This is a genomic window from Ruegeria sp. BK1 (assembly GCF_056535645.1).
Genome location: NZ_JBQFIS010000001.1, coordinates 613347 through 629712 on the forward strand (window position 1 = coordinate 613347; position 16366 = coordinate 629712).

Here is a 16366-nt window from a genome sequence, read left to right on the forward strand (position 1 = left end):
CAACGGCGATTTTTCCTTAGACCGAGACCTTACCAGACAGAATTCCTGCAAAGAAGGTGATCAGCCAAAGCGCAACCCAGATCCACAGGAGCGGCTGTTTCTTGATCCGGCCGTGTCGGATCAAAGGAAAGGACAGGGCCGCGCCCGCCAGAGGGAACAGAGCCGTGAATGGCACCAGTGAAAATATCAGCGGCAACATGAAAGGCAGGGTAAAAGCTGCCATTAGAAACGACAGCCCGACATAGGCCAGTGTGACAACCGGGCCGGCCTGAGACTCGCCGACGAGGAACGGAATGGACGATACCAGCATCAGTGCCGCTGTTAACGGAGCCGAGATGACAAGCGCCAGGGCAGCACAGGTGCAAAGGCTGCGGAAGGGCTTGGTGGTATCAAAATTCCAAGTTCTGAGCTTCACGAAGAAACGCCTCGGGGTGTTGGCCGGCGAAGCTGCGGGGCCGCTCTGCGGTGGCGTGCTTTCGGGACCACTGCCAGAACCGCATCAAAGCCTGCGACAGGAATGCTGTGTCTCAGCGGGCCAGATTTAGTCTCAACTTCATCTTGCTGCGTTTGGCCACGGGCAGGTGCCGGTTTAGGTGTTTGTTCACCAGCCCAAAGCCCCAGATCACCACTAGAGTCAGCAGAATGAAATAGAAGGCCAGAATAGGGTAGGGGATGAACGGATTGAACGTCTTGTCCGCGAAATAGCCCGCGTAATAAAGCGCATCGCCCCGTTGTTGCCAGACTGGGAAGGCCGAGAAGAAGACCAGCGTGGTGGCGTGGAACAAAAAGATTGCCTCATTTGTGTAGGCAGGCCAGGCAAGCCGCAGCATGGTCGGCCAAATGATACGGCGAAACCGCGACCAGCCGGTCATTCCATAGGCGTCTGCAGCCTCAATATCGCCCTTGGGGATCGAGCGTAGGGCACCATAGAAGATCTCGCCTGAATATGCGGCGGTGTTGCAAAACAACACGATCAACGCTCCCAGCCAGGCAGAGGTCAGTGCGTCGAAGAAGGGAAAACTCTGCTTGAGGGACAGGAAGAAGAAGTAGGCAAAGAAAAACTGGATGAACAGAGGAGATCCCCGGAACAGGAAAATGAACCACTCGGACGGTTTGCGCAGCCATTTCTTGCTTGACGCTTTGCCAACGGCCAGCGCTGTAGCCAGAAAGAACCCGGTCGCCAGCGCCATGATCCCGAAATAAATATTCCAGATCATGCCCGAACCGATCAGGGTGAATTGCTCGCATAGTGTAAAATCATTGCGCGGCAGAAGGCGTTCACCGATGCCGACCGAGCGGAGCGCATAGTCCTGGATGGTCTGGATGCAGCTCATGCGGTGGTCTCCTTGCGCAGAAGCTCTCCGCCTGCGGTGGCTTGTCCGTGCGACAGGCGACGCATCAACCGTTCAAGGCCGATTTCCGAGACGCGGGTCATGCCCAGGTAAAACACGAGCAGAGCAAGGAAGTACCACATACGCCAGTCGCCGTGAGGGTATTGGGTGAATTTCGGGTTTTTGAACGACCCCAGTTCGCGGGCCCAATAGACGATGTCTTCGATGCCCAGCAGGAACAGCAACGGTGTGGCCTTGATCAGCACCATCCAAAGGTTAGACAGGCCGGGCAGGGCGTAGACCCACATCTGTGGTACCAGAATGCGCCAGAATGTCTGGCGGCGGGTCATACCGTAAGCTTCGGCGGTTTCCAGTTGCGCATGCGGGACGGCGCGCATGCCGCCAAACAGAACATTGGCGGCAAATGCGCCAAACACGATTGAAAAAGTAATAACGGCCAGGAAAAAGCCATAGGTCTCGTGAACCCATTCGGGTGCAGTTCCAAGCGGCAGTTTGGCGGCCTGACAAACGATGAAATCATTGCCCTGTCGAACGGGGTCAGTCCATTCGGGGCAAAGAATCTTGTGGCGCGTCCATTCGAATGCCTGATCCAGCGCTATCACGAAGAACATGAAGAACGCGATATCCGGCACACCGCGAACGATGGCGATATAGCCTTTGCCCAACATGGCAAGCGGTGGAAAATGTGACCGCGCGGCCATGGCCCCCAAAAAGCCGAACCCCAATGCAACCGGGGCGGTGATCGCCAGCAGCAGCAGGACCTTGAAGAAGGATAGATAAAACAGCCAATGCACACCGTTGGTCAGGTAACAGGCAAACCAACGGAACGTGCCGAGTGTTTCGGGATCGGTGCAGAACGAGAAAATGGCGGGCCTCTTTGACTTGCAAGGGCTCTGAGGCGGCGCGCCCTAAGTAAGGCGCGCCGCAGAGTTTATCAGAAGGTCGAGGACACTTCCCACTTGGTGATCAGCGCGTTCAGGCTGCCATCGTCCTTCATGGACTGGATGGCCGCGTTGAACTTCTCTTTCAGCTCACCATCGGATTCGCGGATACCCATTCCGACACCGCCGCCCAGCGGAACGTCGTCACCCACAAAAAGCAGGCCCGAGCCATCTTCGGTAAAGGGTGCCAGGAACGACCGGTCAGCAAGGACTGCATCCGCTTCGCCGTTGCGCACAGCAGCAATGGTTTCCTCGGGGCTGGCGAACTCAACCAGAGTTGCTCCGGAATCGGCCACATAACCCGCCTGAATCGTGCCGGTCTGGGCGGCGATCACACCACCAGCCAGGTCCACGCCATCAGACATGGCGATATAGGCCGACGGATCAGGCGGCGTGTAGTTCTGGGTAAAGTCGATGACTTCGTCACGCTCATCGGTGATCGACATGCCAGCGATGATTGCGTCGTAGTTGCCTGAGACGAGGTTCGGAATGATCGAATCCCAATCATTCTTGACCCACTCGCATTCCAGGCCTGCGCGTTTGCACAGCTCATCGCCCAGTTCACGCTCGAACCCGTCGATTTCGCCGGCGTCGTTGACAAAGTTCCACGGCGCATAGGCGCCTTCGGTGCCCAGACGAACGGTGTCCGCCATGGCCATGCCGGCGCTCAGCGCCAAGGCCGCAGTGGTCAGAATCAGTTTTTTCATTGGTTACTCCCCAGTTTAGTTCTGTCCTGAATTTATGCCGCCATAGTGGCGGATAGAAAGCCCTGAAGCCGTTCGGATTCAGGGGTGGTGAAGATATCTTCCGGCAGGCCTTCTTCTTCGATGAGGCCCTGATGCAGAAAGACGACATGGCTAGAGATATCAGCAGCCATCTTCATGTCGTGGGTCACGATGATCATGGTGCGGCCTTCGGCAGCCAGATCCTTGATCACCTTAATCACTTCCTGTTCCAGTTCGGGGTCCAGCGCCGAGGTGGGCTCGTCAAACAGCAGGGCCTCGGGCTCCATGCACAGCCCGCGTGCAATGGCGGCGCGTTGCTGCTGCCCGCCCGAAAGCTGCGCCGGGTAGACATCACATTTGTCGCCAATTCCCACTTTTTCCAGGTATTTTCGGGCGCTGTCCTCAACTTCGGCCTTGTCGCGGCCCAAAACGGTGACGGGGGCCTCCATCACGTTTTGCAAGATGGTCATATGGGACCACAAGTTGAATTGCTGAAACACCATCGACAGATTGGTGCGGATGCGCAGGACCTGTTTGGGGTCGGCGGGGCGGCGGTTGTGGCCCGAACCGCTCCACTGAACCGGTTCTCCCTTGAACAGGATTTCGCCCTGTTGGCTGTCTTCCAACAGGTTGCAGCAGCGCAGTAGTGTAGATTTTCCGGACCCGGATGAGCCGATCAGCGATACGACATCGCCGCGTCTGGCCGTAATATCCACCCCTTTCAGCACCTCAAGATTGCCGAAGCTTTTGTGTAGGTTCTTGATCTCGATGACCGGAGTGGAATCTGTCACGGGCGACCTGAGTGTTATTGGTGTTGGTGCGGTACTAGGGCTTAAAAATCAGCCTAATGCAATGCGCAAATGACATATATGAGGTCCGAAACCGTCAAATTGACCAGACGTTCTGGTCGAATCGGTCAGGGATTGAGCAGCTTGGCAGCATCCTGCGAAGGGTTGGGGATGGCTAGATAGTCGCGGGCCGGTATCTCTATCAGATCCAAAAGGTGCAATGCATTGCGGTCGCGCGGGGATAAGGCGTTGATCGCACGCCGAACAGCTTGAGTTATGGCGGCCGCATCTTGAGTGCCCGATGTGATATAAGGCAGCGCCGGAGTGGGAGCTGTTGCCTCGACATCCCGCAATGCGGTTCCCAGCTTGGTGTGTTCCTTCAGCATCAACCAGGTTAGCGCATCCAGCGCTGCGAAATCGGCCAGACCGTCGGCAACAGCGCGCGCTGAGTTGGCATGTGCGCCTGTTTCCAAAGCAGACATCGGGCATAGGCCCAAAGCCTCCAGGTGTACCAAAGGTCCGGTCCATCCAGACTGAGAAAGCGGCTCATTATAGGCAAAAACACCACGTGATAGCTCGGTCAAGTCGCGCGGGTCCTGAGTTCGCGCCACAAAAACCGAACGATAGTGGCCCGGTGGGCATCCCGAAAGCCCATGATCCGGTGTTCCTACCAGTTGCACCTGATCTTGCAAATGGGTGCGATAGGGCATTCCGCAGGTCTGCGCGAACAACAGGTCAGGGCTTTGCCAAACCTCCCAGGCGTCGACATCGCGGGTCAGTTCGACAGGTCCATAGCCCAGATTGTCTCGGATCAGGGTCCAAAAGCGGTCGTGGGCAGGCCGCAGGCCGGGCATGTCGTACATGCCCAGCATCGCAATCACGACTTGGCGGCCTTTTGTCTGGCCAGCGCAGAATCCACATCGCTGACGCCAAGCAAGCTAACCACAAGTCGTAGCAGCGAGTCCTCCTCGCCGGTGCGGTGCCCATCAGCCAGCGCTACAGACCAGAGCGCCTGTACGACGGCCAGACGATCATCATAAGCCACGGCTTCTTTGATGGCGCGGGTAAAGCGCACGGTATCGGGGGCCTCGGACTCAAGATCTTCGGCGCGGGCGCGCAGACCGGCCGCCTCGAACGGGGACAGGCCATAGCGTTCGGCGGAAATTCGGTCGATTCGCGCCATTTCGCTGTCGGCATAGTCATTGTCAGACCGCGCGATGCGCACCAGCAGCGCCGTTAGGGCAAGGCGGGCATCATCATCGACAAGTGGGTCGGGCTGGGGCTGCGTGAGCCGGGACAAGAAATCACTGAACATGGGTCAGATATAGATTGGGCCTAAGCCTCTTCCAAGCGCCTTTGCACCCGTTCGCGGGCTGTCTGGCTGTCATTATAGCTGAGCCCCATCGAAATACGGGCCTCTTCCACGATTTTCATCTCTCCCTCATCTGACTTTCCGTCGGCCAACACGACTTCCCACAAGGCGTCAAGCGCGGCGAGGCGTTCGTGCAGATCTGTGGTTTCGCGGATCAGCTTGCCGAACGTGTCGGTTTCTGGCGCGGCAGCGTGTAGCTTTTCGCAGGTGGCGCGAACCTTGGCGGCCTCGATCGCGTTATGCTGATAGAGCCGCGCAAGAATGCGGTCGATCAGGCTGATCTCTTCCAGTTTATAGTCCCGGTCCGCTTGCGCGACCCGCACCATCAGAGCCCCAAGGGCCAATTCGGCATCGGGGTCGGGCAGGGCATCGTGTTGGGGCGGGCGAAAGGCCTGAAAGAACTTTTTCAACATAGCGTGAGGATATTCCATATTTTGTAGTCCGCCAAGCACGGACTACAGGTCATAGCCTCAAATTGACATTTCTTTGCCGGGCGTCGCCCTGCGTGGCGGGGCGTCAGCCCAAGGCCGCTGCGGCCTGTTCCTGTAGCCACGCCACCATTTTGCGATAGGGCACAGGGCCATAGCTGATCCGCGCAACCCCCAGCTTGGCCAAAGTTGCGGTGTCGGGAGTGCCGGGCAGGGCAATGATGTTCACCGGCAGATCCGTGGCCTTACACAGGCGACCGATCATGGCTTCATCCTTTAAACCGGGGGCAAAGAATCCGCTGGCACCTGCATCGGCATAGGCTTTGGCGCGTGCGATGGCATCATCCAGCATGGCGTCGTCATGGGTGTCCGGCTGCGCCTTGAGGAAGATATCGGTCCGCGCGTTGACAAAGGCTGGGATACCGGCGGCATCACAACCCGCGCGCATCGCGGCCACGCGGGTCGCCTGCGTTTCGATGTCAAACAGGTCCTTGGTCCCGACGATCTGATCTTCGAAATTGAAACCGATGACCCCGGTTTCCAGCGCGCGCTGCACGTTACCCGAAATGCCCGCCGCATCCGTGGCATAGGCCCCTTCGAAGTCCAGGGTGACGGGCAGGTCCACCGCGCCGACGATGCGCAGAGCGTTGTCCAACACATAATCCATGGGAATGTTCTGACCGTCCCCGAAACCCTGCGCCATCGCAACTGGTGCGCTGCCTGTGGCCAAGGCTTTGGCCCCGGCGTCCTGCACGGCCTTGGCGCTGCCCGCGTCCCAGATATTGTATAGGATCACCGGATTGCCCTTTTGATGCAGGGCGGCAAAGGTCTTGGCGCGGGTGGTTTGATCGGTCATGGCAGGGCTCCTGTCTTGAAATTTGAAGACAGTTAACCCTGCAATGGGGCGTTTCGAATAGAAAAATCGAAAGCGCCCCTCACTTTGAGGTGACTTAGACCAAACGCGACGTCTCTTTCGCAGCGCGTACGAAGTCGCGGAACAGAGGGTGGGGCTCAAACGGTTTGGATTTGAGCTCGGGGTGGTATTGAACCCCGATGAACCATGGATGATCGGACCATTCGACAATCTCGGGCAGACGGCCATCGGGTGACATGCCCGAGAATTTCAGGCCCGCTTTTTCTAACTTATCCCGATATTTGATGTCGACTTCATAGCGGTGACGGTGACGTTCTTCGATATTTGAGCCGCCATAAACCTCGGCCACCTTGGACCCATCCGCCAGAACCGCATCATAAGCGCCCAGACGCATGGTGCCGCCCTTGTCGTCGCCAACTTTGCGTTCGACCTTGTGGTTGCCCTGCACCCATTCTTTCAGGTGGTACACCACGGGTTCAAAACGCTTTTTCCCGGCCTCGTGGTCGAATTCTTCGGACCCGGCCTCGGTGATGCCTGCTGCGTTGCGGGCGGCCTCGATCACAGCCATCTGCATGCCCAGACAAATGCCCAGGTAAGGCACCTTATGTTCACGCGCATATTGCGCCGCTTTGATTTTGCCCTCGGTCCCACGCTCGCCAAAACCACCGGGTACGAGGATCGCGTGGAAGCCCTCTAAATGAGGGGCGGCGTCTTCGGTGTCGAAAACCTCGGCATCGACCCATTCGACCTTGACCTTGACACGGTTGGCCATGCCGCCGTGGGTCAGCGCCTCGGCAATCGACTTATAGGCGTCTTCCAACTGGGTGTATTTGCCGACGATGGCGACTTTGACCTCGCCTTCGGCGTTGTGGATGCGGTCGCTGACATCTTCCCATTTGGCCAGATCGGGTTTGGGGGCCGGGCTGATCTGGAACGCGTCCAGAACAGCCTGATCCAGACCTTCGCGGTGATAGGCCAGCGGAGCGTCATAGATGGTGCTAAGGTCCTGCGCCGCGATCACGCTGTCCGGGCGGACGTTGCAGAACAGGGCCAGCTTTTCACGTTCTTTCTTCGGAATCGGGCCCTCAGAACGGCAGACCAGAATATCCGGCGCCAGACCGATGGAGCGCAGTTCCTTGACCGAGTGTTGGGTCGGCTTGGTTTTCAACTCGCCCGACGCTTTGATGTAGGGCAGCAGTGTCAGGTGCATAAACATGCACTGACCGCGCGGCTTGTCCTGACTGAACTGACGAATGGCCTCAAAGAAGGGCAGGCCCTCGATATCGCCCACGGTGCCGCCGATTTCGCACAGCATGAAATCGACCTCATCCTCTCCAATGGCGATGAAATCCTTGATCTCGTTGGTGACGTGCGGGATCACCTGAATGGTCTTGCCGAGGTAGTCTCCGCGACGTTCTTTCTCGAGCACGTTAGAGTAAATCCGACCCGAGCTCACCGAGTCGGTCTTGCGCGCAGCAACACCTGTAAAACGTTCATAGTGGCCAAGGTCCAGATCGGTCTCGGCCCCGTCGTCGGTGACGAACACTTCGCCATGTTCAAATGGCGACATCGTGCCGGGGTCAACGTTCAGATAGGGATCCAGCTTGCGCAGGCGAACCGAGTAGCCCCGCGCCTGCAACAAAGCGCCCAAAGCCGCCGAAGCCAGCCCTTTGCCCAAGGACGAAACCACACCACCAGTGATGAAAATAAAACGCGCCATGTTGTTCGGCTAGCTCCCGTGAGACGTCAAAATCAGCTGCCCGACGGTTTACGAAAAACCGCTGCATCACGGGACTTCACATATAAAGGATTCGCGCCCATAGCGCAAGAGAACCGCAAGATGCTGTTGCAGTTCTCTGTCAGATTTCTAGGTTTTGTGGCTTAATCCGCTTGCGGGATCAGCGGCGCATTGTCGCCCTGCGCCGGAGGCAGCAGATCATCCGCCGACGGAACCGCCGGTGCGCTTTCTTCGGTTGCGGCCGGGGCAGGGACGCCCAAACGGTCAATGACTGAGCTGCCCGAGGATTTCTGCGCCGCAATGATCGTCAGCGTGATCGAGGTGACGATAAAGCACGCCGCCAGAATCCATGTGACCTTGCTCAGCGCAGTTGCGGCAGCGCGTCCGGTCATGGCGCCACCGCCACCGCCACCCATGCCAAGGCCACCGCCTTCAGACCGCTGCATCAGGACGACGGCGATCAGGCCCAAAGCCAGAAGAAGATGGATGATGAGAACGACGTTTTCCATGGTGGTCCTGTACAGCGTGGCGTGTATCGCGTGGTACTTATGCAAGTTTGGGTCCGGGGGCAAGACACGAGTTTCCATCACCTCTGGTGATGTGTGATATCACGTCAAAGGGACTGGACAGACTGGCGGATCGTGACGCAACCTGCGGCCATGCCACATGACGATCACGACCACCCGCACGCGCTGTTGCCGCCGGAACCTGCGCTTCGAGTCAAGGCGCTGGAGACGATTCTGACCCGTAAGGGTCTGATCGACCCGGCGGCTTTGGATGAAATCATCGACACCTATCAGAACAAGATCGGCCCTCAGAACGGGGCGCGCGTTGTCGCCAAGGCTTGGGCGGACCCCGAGTTCAAGCGCGCCTTGCTGGAGGATGCAACGCCCGTCGTCGCCGATCTGGGGTTTTACGGGCGGCAGGGCGAACACATCGTGGTCGTGGAAAACACGCTCGAGCTGCACAATATGGTCGTATGTACCCTGTGCAGTTGCTATCCGTGGCCGCTGCTGGGTATTCCGCCGGGCTGGTACAAATCCGATGCTTACCGCGCCCGCGCCGTGCGTGAACCGCGCAAGGTTCTGGCTGATTTCGGCGTGTCTCTGCCCAAAGACACCGCCATTCGCGTCTGGGACTCAACGGCTGAGATTCGGTATCTGGTTCTGCCGATGCGTCCCGAAGGCACAGAAAGTCTGTCCGAGGACGAACTGACCGCCCTTGTTACCCGCGACAGCATGATCGGCACCGGTCTTCCCAAGGTGCCCTCATGACCCGCGTTCACGATATGGGCGGGCGGTTCGGGGATGGCTCAGTTATCCCCGAGGCGGAAGATGCTCCAGTTTTCCCGCAGGAATGGCATGGGCGTGCTCTGGCCGTAACTTTGGCTGCTGGCTTCCTGGGGCAATGGAATATCGACATCTCGCGCCATGCGCGCGAACGTCTGTCACCAAAGGACTACACACGGTTTTCCTACTACGAGAAATGGATTTCGGGCTTGGCCGACCTCTTGATTGAACGGGGTGTCCTGACGTTGGAGGATCTAAAAGGCGGGAACGGTGACACCCCCCATCCGTTGGCGTCGCGAGCCCTGAAAGCAGAGAACGTCAGCGCTGCGCTGGCCAAGGGCGGCCCTGCGGACCGCCCGTCCAAGGTTGCTATGCGTTTCCAGCCGGGACAGGCCGTTCGCACGGCGCACCCATCCGCCAACCGCCTGATCGACGGTGGGCATACTCGGCTGCCAATTTACGCGGCCGGTGCGCAAGGGTGGATATTGCGCCTCCATGGGACACATGTTCTACCTGATTCCAACGCGCATGGATTAGGGGAAGCGCCCGAACCCCTCTACGCGGTGGCCTTCACGGCATCAGAACTTTGGGCAAACCCGGAAAACCCAAAGGACGAGGTCGTACTGGATCTCTGGCAAAGCTATCTGGAGCCCGCATGACCGACTGCGTCGCACACACAGCGCCCGAACCCGTTTTCGCCGAGCCCTGGCACGCACAGGTCTTCGCGGTGACTGTCGCATTGAATGAAGCAGGCCGATTCGAATGGCCAGATTGGGCCACCCGATTTTCCGCGACACTTAAGCGGCGGGGGCTTTCGAAAGAGTTGGATGGCGGAGACGACTATTTTCGAGCGTGGCTGGACGCGCTTGAAACCCTGTTGGAAGACGCCGGAGAGGCCGATGCGCAAGATATCGGCGAAATGTCGGCAGCTTGGGAAAATGCTTTTCTGACCACGCCGCACGGACAGCCAGTCAAATTGGCAACCGGGTAGGGGGCTCTGCCCCCGCCGCCCGTTCCGGGCGACTCCCCCGGGATATTTCTGGCCAGATGAAGCAGGGGATCCGCTCTTCATCTGGCTATAAATATCCCCGCCGGAGGCACCGCGCGCAGCGCGGTTTAAAGCTGCGGCGAATTATCGGTTTCCCTGTCGCTGTCACATCGCTATACGAGCCGAGTTTGATTACTCAGCGCAAAAGGACCTGTTATGGCCAATGTGGTTGTTGTCGGCGCCCAGTGGGGTGACGAAGGAAAAGGCAAGATCGTCGATTGGCTCAGTGAGCGGGCGGATGTGATTGCGCGTTTTCAGGGTGGGCATAATGCCGGTCATACGCTGGTTATCGATGGCGAGGTCTACAAACTGCACGCGTTGCCGTCCGGCGTCGTCCGCGGGGGCAAGCTGAGTGTGATCGGCAATGGTGTTGTGCTGGACCCTTGGCATCTGCTCAAGGAGATTGGGACTATTCGCGCGCAGGGTGTTGAGATCTCGCCCGAGACACTGATGATCGCCGAGAACACGCCTTTGATCCTGCCAATTCATGGTGAACTTGACCGGGCCCGAGAAGAAGCAGCGAGCAAGGGGACCAAAATCGGGACGACTGGTCGTGGGATCGGCCCGGCTTATGAGGACAAGGTGGGGCGCCGATCCGTTCGTGTTGCTGACTTGGCCGATGAGGCAACGCTCGAGGCGCGCGTCGACCGGGCGTTGCAGCATCATGATCCGCTGCGTAAGGGCTTGGGGATCGAGCCGGTTGACCGCGACGCGCTGATTGCGCAGTTGAAAAACGTCGCGGCGGAGATCCTGCCCTTCGCCGCACCGGTCTGGAAAGTGCTGAACGAAAAGCGCAAGGCCGGTAAGCGCATTTTGTTCGAAGGGGCACAGGGGGCTTTGCTGGATATCGATTTCGGCACCTATCCGTTTGTGACCTCGTCCAACGTGATTGCCGGTCAGGCGGCAACGGGTGTGGGCATCGGGCCGGGCTCGATCGATTTTGTGCTGGGCATTGTCAAAGCATACACGACCCGTGTTGGCGAAGGTCCGTTCCCGACCGAACTGGATGATGCCGACGGTCAGCGTTTGGGCGAGCGGGGCCATGAATTCGGTACCACCACGGGGCGCAAGCGCCGCTGTGGCTGGTTTGATGCCTGTCTAGTGCGTCAGACCTGTGCAACCAGTGGTGTGAACGGCATCTCGCTGACTAAACTGGACGTTCTGGACGGGTTCGAGACCTTGAAAATCTGTGTGGGGTACGAACTGGACGGCCAACGTCTGGACTACTTGCCCACCGCTGCGGATCAGCAGGCGCGTTGCAAGCCCATTTACGAAGACATGCCGGGTTGGAGCGAATCCACTGAAGGCGCGCGGAGCTGGGCGGACTTGCCTGCCAATGCGATCAAGTATGTGCGCCGGGTCGAGGAACTGATCGAATGCCCTGTGGCCCTTTTGTCCACCAGCCCGGAGCGGGACGACACCATTCTGGTGACCGACCCGTTTGCTGACTGATGAGCAGCGAGGAAAAGCCGGGCCTTAGCTATAAGGCGCGGCGTAGATGGTCTCTGGTTCTGCTGCTGGTGGGACTGCCAGCCTATATCGTGGCGGTTGTGACGGTCGTGAACTGGCTTGATCGACCGCCGATTTGGTTAGAACTTCTGGTCTATGTGGTTCTGGGCATGCTCTGGGCTTTGCCGTTCAAATTTGTGTTTAAGGGTGTTGGCAAGGACGACCCGGATAACCCACAGGATTGACCGCCAATACCGACCTCACCTTCGAGGCCAACTGAGAATTGCACGGGCGAATGCATGGTATTCTCCGGAGATTTCTTCAGCCAGGCTAAAGGGTGAAGGCCATGGCGTCGCCAGTGTTGCTTCGATCTGGCCTGTGATTAGTTTCAATTCTGCTTTGTGCTTGGCTGCCAGACGACGCATCTTTTGGTTGGTGGCAAGGCACAGCATGTGGACTTCGTTGATCCCGCGATTGCGTGCAGCGGTAAGGAGGCGGGAGAGCAACCCGTCTCCAATGCCCCTGTCTTGCCAGCCAGTTTCAACAGTTAGCGCGACCTCTGCTACGTAGTTCAGGCTGTCCGGAACAGCCCGAAGTTCCCCTACGCCGCGCAGTCGTGAATCCGGGAAAGCCCCAAAAATCAATGCCGCATCATCAAAGATACCGGAAAGATAAGCTTCAACGAATTCTGTGCTGACGGGCGCGCCGAAACGCGATGTCAGTGCGTCACTTTCCAATGATTTGAAGTGGCTTTCGATTTTGGGCCTGTCATAGGGCCTCAGACAGCGAATCGGAAGTTCATACATGGCGCGACCTCTGTTTGAACCGAGGGAAAAGTGCCTGGCGTAGTGGTTCAAACCTAGCATAATTCTGCGGTGCAGCATAGCAGGACGCTAGGTACTTTCAGTTTAGTGCTCAAAAAAAAGGGCCAGAGGAATTTCTCTGACCCTTCTGGTTTTAGTTTTTTTGGCGATCAGCCCGCGGCGCGTTCGTCGTCGTCGGGGCGGAAGCCAATATCCGTTGAGGCTGCAAACCGGCCACCACCGGCTTTTTCGATTTTGCCGTCGCGCAGCAACTGACCGAATGAGCGCAGGCTTTCCTCGCGGTTGAAATCCGCCTGTTGGAGCGACCGGATTTTGTTCATCAATTGCGGACGCGAGAACTGCTCCTGACCTTCGATAAATGACAGATAGGATGCGGCGGCTTCCAGAAGGTCGGGCAAGGACTGGGCGCCCTGTTCTTGTGCGAAAAGGGCAAAGCCGCCTTCTTCGCCCGCCTGAGCATCCTCAGATGAAGACACGCGGCGCGGCGTGACGGGGGCTGCCTCAGGGGCATCCGCGTCGATACGCTGCTCGGCGACCAGTTTCAGCGGGGCCATCTTATCTGATTGCGGGCGCGTGCCGGTGACCTGAATGTCCGGCCGGCGTGGGCTGACCGATGCGGTCAGATCACGATAGACGCTGTGATCAGATGTTTCTTCGGCTTTTGGCTTGTCCTTGCGCTCGGCTTCGGTCGCGGCCACTGCAGCGCGCAGGTGCGAGTATGTCTCGCGCTGATCTGTGGTTGCCGGGTCCTCCATCTGGACATCGGCTTTGTCCATAAGACGCGAAACGTCCTGGTCCAGGCTTCCGGTATCCGAGGCAGAGTCCGCCGCGCGTCGGGCAAGAAAAGCCTCGACATTCGAAATCTCGCTCAGCAGGTCTTCTTCATCGTCGGCAGTCAACACCCCTTCCTCTTGGGTGGTGTCGTCCTCCGGCATATCCATGGCTTCCTCGTCCTCCTGCAGCAGGTTGACGGGATCGTTTTCTTCCATGGCATCGGCTTCGGGTGTCAGGTCTTCTTGCGCTGCTTCCTCGGCCTCTTCAACCATCGCGGCAGGCTGAATTTCTTCTTCCGGCTCACCATCAGAGACTTCGGTTGGGGCTGCTTGGACTTCTTCTGCAGGTTCACCGAATTCGGTGCTCAGGGTATCGTCGAAGACCTGCTCAGTTTCTTCAGGCGCATCTTCGACAATCTCATCTTCGGCCAAGGCTTCTTTGATCGCGGCCACGGCCTCTTCCGGGGATTCTTGCGGTTCGGTATCGGACGCTTCGCCCAAATCCTCGGCGGTTAGCGAACCAGCTTCGAATGCTGCGGCCACAGCGTCCGACGGTCCGGCCGCCGCCTTCATCAAGGTCGTTTCTTCATCCTCGGAATAGATGACGGTGTTTTCTTCCGAATGAGAAACGACCGCGCGGATGCGTTGCAGTTTGGCGGCGATGCTGTCGGCGGCGGGAGTAGGCGCGTCTTCGACCTCGTCCGCTTCGGTAGCCACCGGATCGGGTTGAGACGGTACAGGCTCAGGGTCGGCGGTGGGCGTGGGTGCTGTGGCAATCGGGGCGGGTGCGGGTTGTTCAGTGGCACGCAGCAGCAGGCCCGAGTCATTCTGGCTGGCTTCCACCCGGCGCGCGACATCGCGCTGAGCGATGCGGGCCAGCATCTCGGCATCCGGTTGCGGGGGTTCTGACCCGAAGTAACGATCCTCGGCGGCAAGGTCGCGGAAATATTCTGCGATTGCCTTCATTGTCTCGAAGGAATCGTCAAAGCCTTCCAAAGTGCATGAGAAGGTTCCGTATGAAACGGTCAAAACCTTGTTATTCTGTACCATCAGACGCACGTCCTTTACAAACTACGAGAGCCAACCCGCCCGGCGATGGGCATACCCATTGGCCCTGAACTATGCCAATCAGCCTATCATTTTGTGGTTTCAATGTGTCCAAATCCGGGAAAAATGATCAATCTTAGAAAAAATACGGGAATTGTACGCTGTGATGGGCCAATAACGCTAGTCGGCGGCGGAGAAATCAACCCAAAGGACATCGAACTGGCGCTGATTCGCGCCGAAACCTGCGTTGCAGCTGATGGAGGGGCTGCGCCATTGCTGGATGCGGGGGTCATTCCTGACGCGGTGATTGGCGATTTTGATTCGCTTTCAACAGACCACAAGGCCCAGATTCCTGCGGATCGGTTGTTTCCTGTTCGTGAACAGGACAGCACGGATTTCGACAAGGTTCTGCGCAATGTGGCGACGCCGCTGGCGCTGGGTATTGGGTTTCTAGGCGCGCGTCTGGATCATCAGCTTGCGGTGCTTAACGCTCTGGTTCGGCATCAGGATCGTCCGTGTCTCCTGTTGGGCGCGCAGGAAGTGGTGTTTCACGCGCCCCCCCGGATCACATTGCCTTTGGCGGTGGGACAGACTGTGTCATTGTTTCCATTGCGGCGCATAACCGGGCGCAGTCAGGGGCTGGAATGGCCGATTGACGGGTTGGAACTGGCCCCGGATGGGCAGGTCGGGACCTCAAACCGCGCACTGGCGGATGTGACACTGGAAATGGAGGGGCCGGGGCTGCTGGTGATGGTGCCTCGGGATGCGTTGGATCAGGTTATGCGGGCGTTTCTGTCGGGGCGGACCGGGCGCTGGCCCGCTCTCGCAGAATGACGAACAATCCGGCTGCGATGGTGATGGCGATCCCCACGGCTGCGATTCCGTCTGGCAGGTCATGGAAGATCAACCAGCCGATCAGGGTGGCGACAGGGATTTCCAGATATTGCATCGGCGCCAGTGTGGCCGAGGGCGCATAGCGCAGGGACCACGTCATGAACAAATGCGCCACGGTGCCTAACAGGCCGATGGCCCAGAGAAGCGCATAGGTGCCGTCGGTGGGTGCGATCAGCGACAGTTCCCACACGCCTGCGACGGTTCCGATCAGCAGAAACGGCAGCATCAAGACCGTGGCCATAGTGCCGGAAACGGCTTGCAGAGCGATCGGGTCGGTCTCTTTCGCAATGTGCCGTGTGACCAGCATGAACAGCGAAAAGACCACGGCGACCACCAGCGGCAACAAAGCTGCGGCGCCGACTTGTACAAAGCTGGGCTGGATCACCAACAGCGTGCCAACAAACCCGACGATACAGGCGATCAGGCGGCGCAGGCCGACCTCTTCCCCCAGAACGTATTTGCCGAGTAGCAGCATGATGAAGGGCATGACAAACGCGATGGCCACCGCGTCTGCCAGCGGCAGATATTGCAGCGAGGTGAACATCGCGCTGATCCCGATGATGTGCAGAACTGTACGCAGCAAGGTCAGCCGAAACACGCGACGGGACATCCGCCATAGCCGCCCTGTCAGGGCGACCAGCGGCACAAGCACCAGCGCCTGCACGGCGAAGCGCACAAAGACCAGCATGGCTACTGGGGTCGTCTCGCCCAACAGCTTGGCCATCGCATCGCCCACCGGGGCGAGGACGCAAAAGCCAAGCATCAACATGATGCCAAGAACGGGACGATCCTGAGTCATGGGCGGCACGCTACGGGGTTTGCGC

Annotated in this window: 20 protein-coding genes; 6 read left to right on the plus strand and 14 right to left on the minus strand. The window is 58.6% G+C overall.

All coding sequences use genetic code 11. The features are described 5' to 3' along the window. Nucleotides 1–16 precede the first annotated feature (16 nt). From ACR3E7_RS03045 to secG, 11 genes are all read right to left on the minus strand, one after another. Nucleotides 17–415, minus strand: coding sequence for a hypothetical protein (locus ACR3E7_RS03045; protein WP_480503055.1), 399 nt, complete (start codon nucleotides 413–415; stop codon nucleotides 17–19). A gap of 112 nt (nucleotides 416–527) precedes the next feature. Continuing rightward, a complete protein-coding gene (locus tag ACR3E7_RS03050; protein ID WP_170788435.1) occupies nucleotides 528–1334 on the minus strand; it encodes an ABC transporter permease in 807 nt (268 codons plus the stop codon). Then, the gene (locus ACR3E7_RS03055; protein ID WP_170769835.1) at nucleotides 1331–2218 is read right to left on the minus strand and encodes an ABC transporter permease; all 888 of its coding nucleotides are present in this window, start codon (nucleotides 2216–2218) and stop codon (nucleotides 1331–1333) included. Before ACR3E7_RS03055 ends, ACR3E7_RS03050 begins: the two co-directional genes overlap by 4 nt. A 68-nt stretch (nucleotides 2219–2286) precedes the next feature. Then, nucleotides 2287–3000, minus strand: coding sequence for a transporter substrate-binding domain-containing protein (locus tag ACR3E7_RS03060; RefSeq protein WP_170769361.1), 714 nt, complete (start codon nucleotides 2998–3000; stop codon nucleotides 2287–2289). A 32-nt stretch (nucleotides 3001–3032) separates the two neighbouring features. Further along, nucleotides 3033–3809 (minus strand): ABC transporter ATP-binding protein, encoded by a 777-nt coding sequence (locus ACR3E7_RS03065; protein ID WP_170769362.1) that lies wholly within the window; start codon nucleotides 3807–3809, stop codon nucleotides 3033–3035. Nucleotides 3810–3934: 125 nt separating this feature from the next. Then, nucleotides 3935–4678, minus strand: coding sequence for a phosphate/phosphite/phosphonate ABC transporter substrate-binding protein (locus ACR3E7_RS03070; protein WP_480503366.1), 744 nt, complete (start codon nucleotides 4676–4678; stop codon nucleotides 3935–3937). Nucleotides 4679–4683: 5 nt separating this feature from the next. Next, nucleotides 4684–5121: a tellurite resistance TerB family protein gene (locus ACR3E7_RS03075; protein WP_170769364.1), complete on the minus strand. Its 438-nt coding sequence runs from the start codon at nucleotides 5119–5121 to the stop codon at nucleotides 4684–4686. Between the two features lie 20 nt (nucleotides 5122–5141). Beyond that, nucleotides 5142–5591, minus strand: coding sequence for a tellurite resistance TerB family protein (locus ACR3E7_RS03080; protein WP_170769836.1), 450 nt, complete (start codon nucleotides 5589–5591; stop codon nucleotides 5142–5144). A gap of 103 nt (nucleotides 5592–5694) precedes the next feature. After that, the gene (locus ACR3E7_RS03085; protein ID WP_480503054.1) at nucleotides 5695–6462 is read right to left on the minus strand and encodes an isocitrate lyase/PEP mutase family protein; all 768 of its coding nucleotides are present in this window, start codon (nucleotides 6460–6462) and stop codon (nucleotides 5695–5697) included. Nucleotides 6463–6556: 94 nt separating this feature from the next. Continuing rightward, complete coding sequence (locus ACR3E7_RS03090) at nucleotides 6557–8200, minus strand: CTP synthase (RefSeq protein WP_170788437.1); 1644 nt, start codon at nucleotides 8198–8200, stop codon at nucleotides 6557–6559. A 161-nt stretch (nucleotides 8201–8361) separates the two neighbouring features. Beyond that, complete coding sequence (secG, locus tag ACR3E7_RS03095; RefSeq protein ID WP_170788438.1) at nucleotides 8362–8727, minus strand: preprotein translocase subunit SecG; 366 nt, start codon at nucleotides 8725–8727, stop codon at nucleotides 8362–8364. 150 nt (nucleotides 8728–8877) lie between these two features. Here secG and nthA point away from each other — a divergent pair, with 150 nt between their 5' ends. From nthA to ACR3E7_RS03120, 5 genes are all read left to right on the plus strand, one after another. Continuing rightward, complete coding sequence (gene nthA, locus ACR3E7_RS03100; RefSeq protein WP_480503365.1) at nucleotides 8878–9492, plus strand: nitrile hydratase subunit alpha; 615 nt, start codon at nucleotides 8878–8880, stop codon at nucleotides 9490–9492. Then, nucleotides 9489–10166, plus strand: coding sequence for a nitrile hydratase subunit beta (nthB, locus tag ACR3E7_RS03105; protein WP_170788439.1), 678 nt, complete (start codon nucleotides 9489–9491; stop codon nucleotides 10164–10166). The genes nthA and nthB overlap by 4 nt, the downstream gene beginning before the upstream one ends. After that, nucleotides 10163–10498, plus strand: a complete 336-nt coding sequence (locus ACR3E7_RS03110) for a nitrile hydratase accessory protein (protein ID WP_237217917.1) — start codon at nucleotides 10163–10165, stop codon at nucleotides 10496–10498. The genes nthB and ACR3E7_RS03110 overlap by 4 nt, the downstream gene beginning before the upstream one ends. Nucleotides 10499–10711: 213 nt before the next feature. Further along, entirely contained in the window at nucleotides 10712–12007 is a 1296-nt protein-coding gene (locus ACR3E7_RS03115) for an adenylosuccinate synthase (protein WP_480503053.1), read from the plus strand. Further along, nucleotides 12007–12249: a DUF2842 domain-containing protein gene (locus tag ACR3E7_RS03120; RefSeq protein ID WP_480503052.1), complete on the plus strand. Its 243-nt coding sequence runs from the start codon at nucleotides 12007–12009 to the stop codon at nucleotides 12247–12249. The genes ACR3E7_RS03115 and ACR3E7_RS03120 overlap by 1 nt, the downstream gene beginning before the upstream one ends. Nucleotides 12250–12264: 15 nt before the next feature. Here ACR3E7_RS03120 and ACR3E7_RS03125 read toward each other — a convergent pair whose 3' ends face one another. Beyond that, nucleotides 12265–12810 carry an N-acetyltransferase family protein gene (locus ACR3E7_RS03125; protein ID WP_480503051.1) on the minus strand — a complete coding sequence of 182 codons (546 nt, stop codon included), beginning with the start codon at nucleotides 12808–12810 and terminating at the stop codon, nucleotides 12265–12267. 167 nt (nucleotides 12811–12977) lie between these two features. Further along, a complete protein-coding gene (locus tag ACR3E7_RS03130) occupies nucleotides 12978–14651 on the minus strand; it encodes a hypothetical protein (protein ID WP_480503050.1) in 1674 nt (557 codons plus the stop codon). 123 nt (nucleotides 14652–14774) lie between these two features. Between ACR3E7_RS03130 and ACR3E7_RS03135 the strand changes: the two genes are divergently transcribed. After that, the gene (locus ACR3E7_RS03135; protein ID WP_480503049.1) at nucleotides 14775–15482 is read left to right on the plus strand and encodes a thiamine diphosphokinase; all 708 of its coding nucleotides are present in this window, start codon (nucleotides 14775–14777) and stop codon (nucleotides 15480–15482) included. Here ACR3E7_RS03135 and ACR3E7_RS03140 read toward each other — a convergent pair. Next, the gene (locus tag ACR3E7_RS03140) at nucleotides 15427–16341 is read right to left on the minus strand and encodes a DMT family transporter (RefSeq protein ID WP_480503048.1); all 915 of its coding nucleotides are present in this window, start codon (nucleotides 16339–16341) and stop codon (nucleotides 15427–15429) included. The genes ACR3E7_RS03135 and ACR3E7_RS03140 overlap by 56 nt on opposite strands. Nucleotides 16342–16366: the final 25 nt, after the last annotated feature.

Coding starts and splice junctions, on each gene's coding strand:
- ACR3E7_RS03060 (WP_170769361.1), bottom strand. CDS start 3,000: ATGAAAAAACTGATTCTGACCACTGCGGCCTTGGCGCTGAGCGCCGGC.
- ACR3E7_RS03085 (WP_480503054.1), bottom strand. CDS start 6,462: ATGACCGATCAAACCACCCGCGCCAAGACCTTTGCCGCCCTGCATCAA.
- ACR3E7_RS03130 (WP_480503050.1), bottom strand. CDS start 14,651: ATGGTACAGAATAACAAGGTTTTGACCGTTTCATACGGAACCTTCTCA.
- ACR3E7_RS03140 (WP_480503048.1), bottom strand. CDS start 16,341: ATGACTCAGGATCGTCCCGTTCTTGGCATCATGTTGATGCTTGGCTTT.
- secG (WP_170788438.1), bottom strand. CDS start 8,727: ATGGAAAACGTCGTTCTCATCATCCATCTTCTTCTGGCTTTGGGCCTG.
- ACR3E7_RS03050 (WP_170788435.1), bottom strand. CDS start 1,334: ATGAGCTGCATCCAGACCATCCAGGACTATGCGCTCCGCTCGGTCGGC.
- ACR3E7_RS03120 (WP_480503052.1), top strand. CDS start 12,007: ATGAGCAGCGAGGAAAAGCCGGGCCTTAGCTATAAGGCGCGGCGTAGA.
- ACR3E7_RS03080 (WP_170769836.1), bottom strand. CDS start 5,591: ATGTTGAAAAAGTTCTTTCAGGCCTTTCGCCCGCCCCAACACGATGCC.
- ACR3E7_RS03125 (WP_480503051.1), bottom strand. CDS start 12,810: ATGTATGAACTTCCGATTCGCTGTCTGAGGCCCTATGACAGGCCCAAA.
- ACR3E7_RS03135 (WP_480503049.1), top strand. CDS start 14,775: ATGATCAATCTTAGAAAAAATACGGGAATTGTACGCTGTGATGGGCCA.
- ACR3E7_RS03090 (WP_170788437.1), bottom strand. CDS start 8,200: ATGGCGCGTTTTATTTTCATCACTGGTGGTGTGGTTTCGTCCTTGGGC.
- ACR3E7_RS03110 (WP_237217917.1), top strand. CDS start 10,163: ATGACCGACTGCGTCGCACACACAGCGCCCGAACCCGTTTTCGCCGAG.
- nthA (WP_480503365.1), top strand. CDS start 8,878: ATGCCACATGACGATCACGACCACCCGCACGCGCTGTTGCCGCCGGAA.
- ACR3E7_RS03115 (WP_480503053.1), top strand. CDS start 10,712: ATGGCCAATGTGGTTGTTGTCGGCGCCCAGTGGGGTGACGAAGGAAAA.
- ACR3E7_RS03075 (WP_170769364.1), bottom strand. CDS start 5,121: ATGTTCAGTGATTTCTTGTCCCGGCTCACGCAGCCCCAGCCCGACCCA.
- nthB (WP_170788439.1), top strand. CDS start 9,489: ATGACCCGCGTTCACGATATGGGCGGGCGGTTCGGGGATGGCTCAGTT.
- ACR3E7_RS03070 (WP_480503366.1), bottom strand. CDS start 4,678: ATGCTGGGCATGTACGACATGCCCGGCCTGCGGCCTGCCCACGACCGC.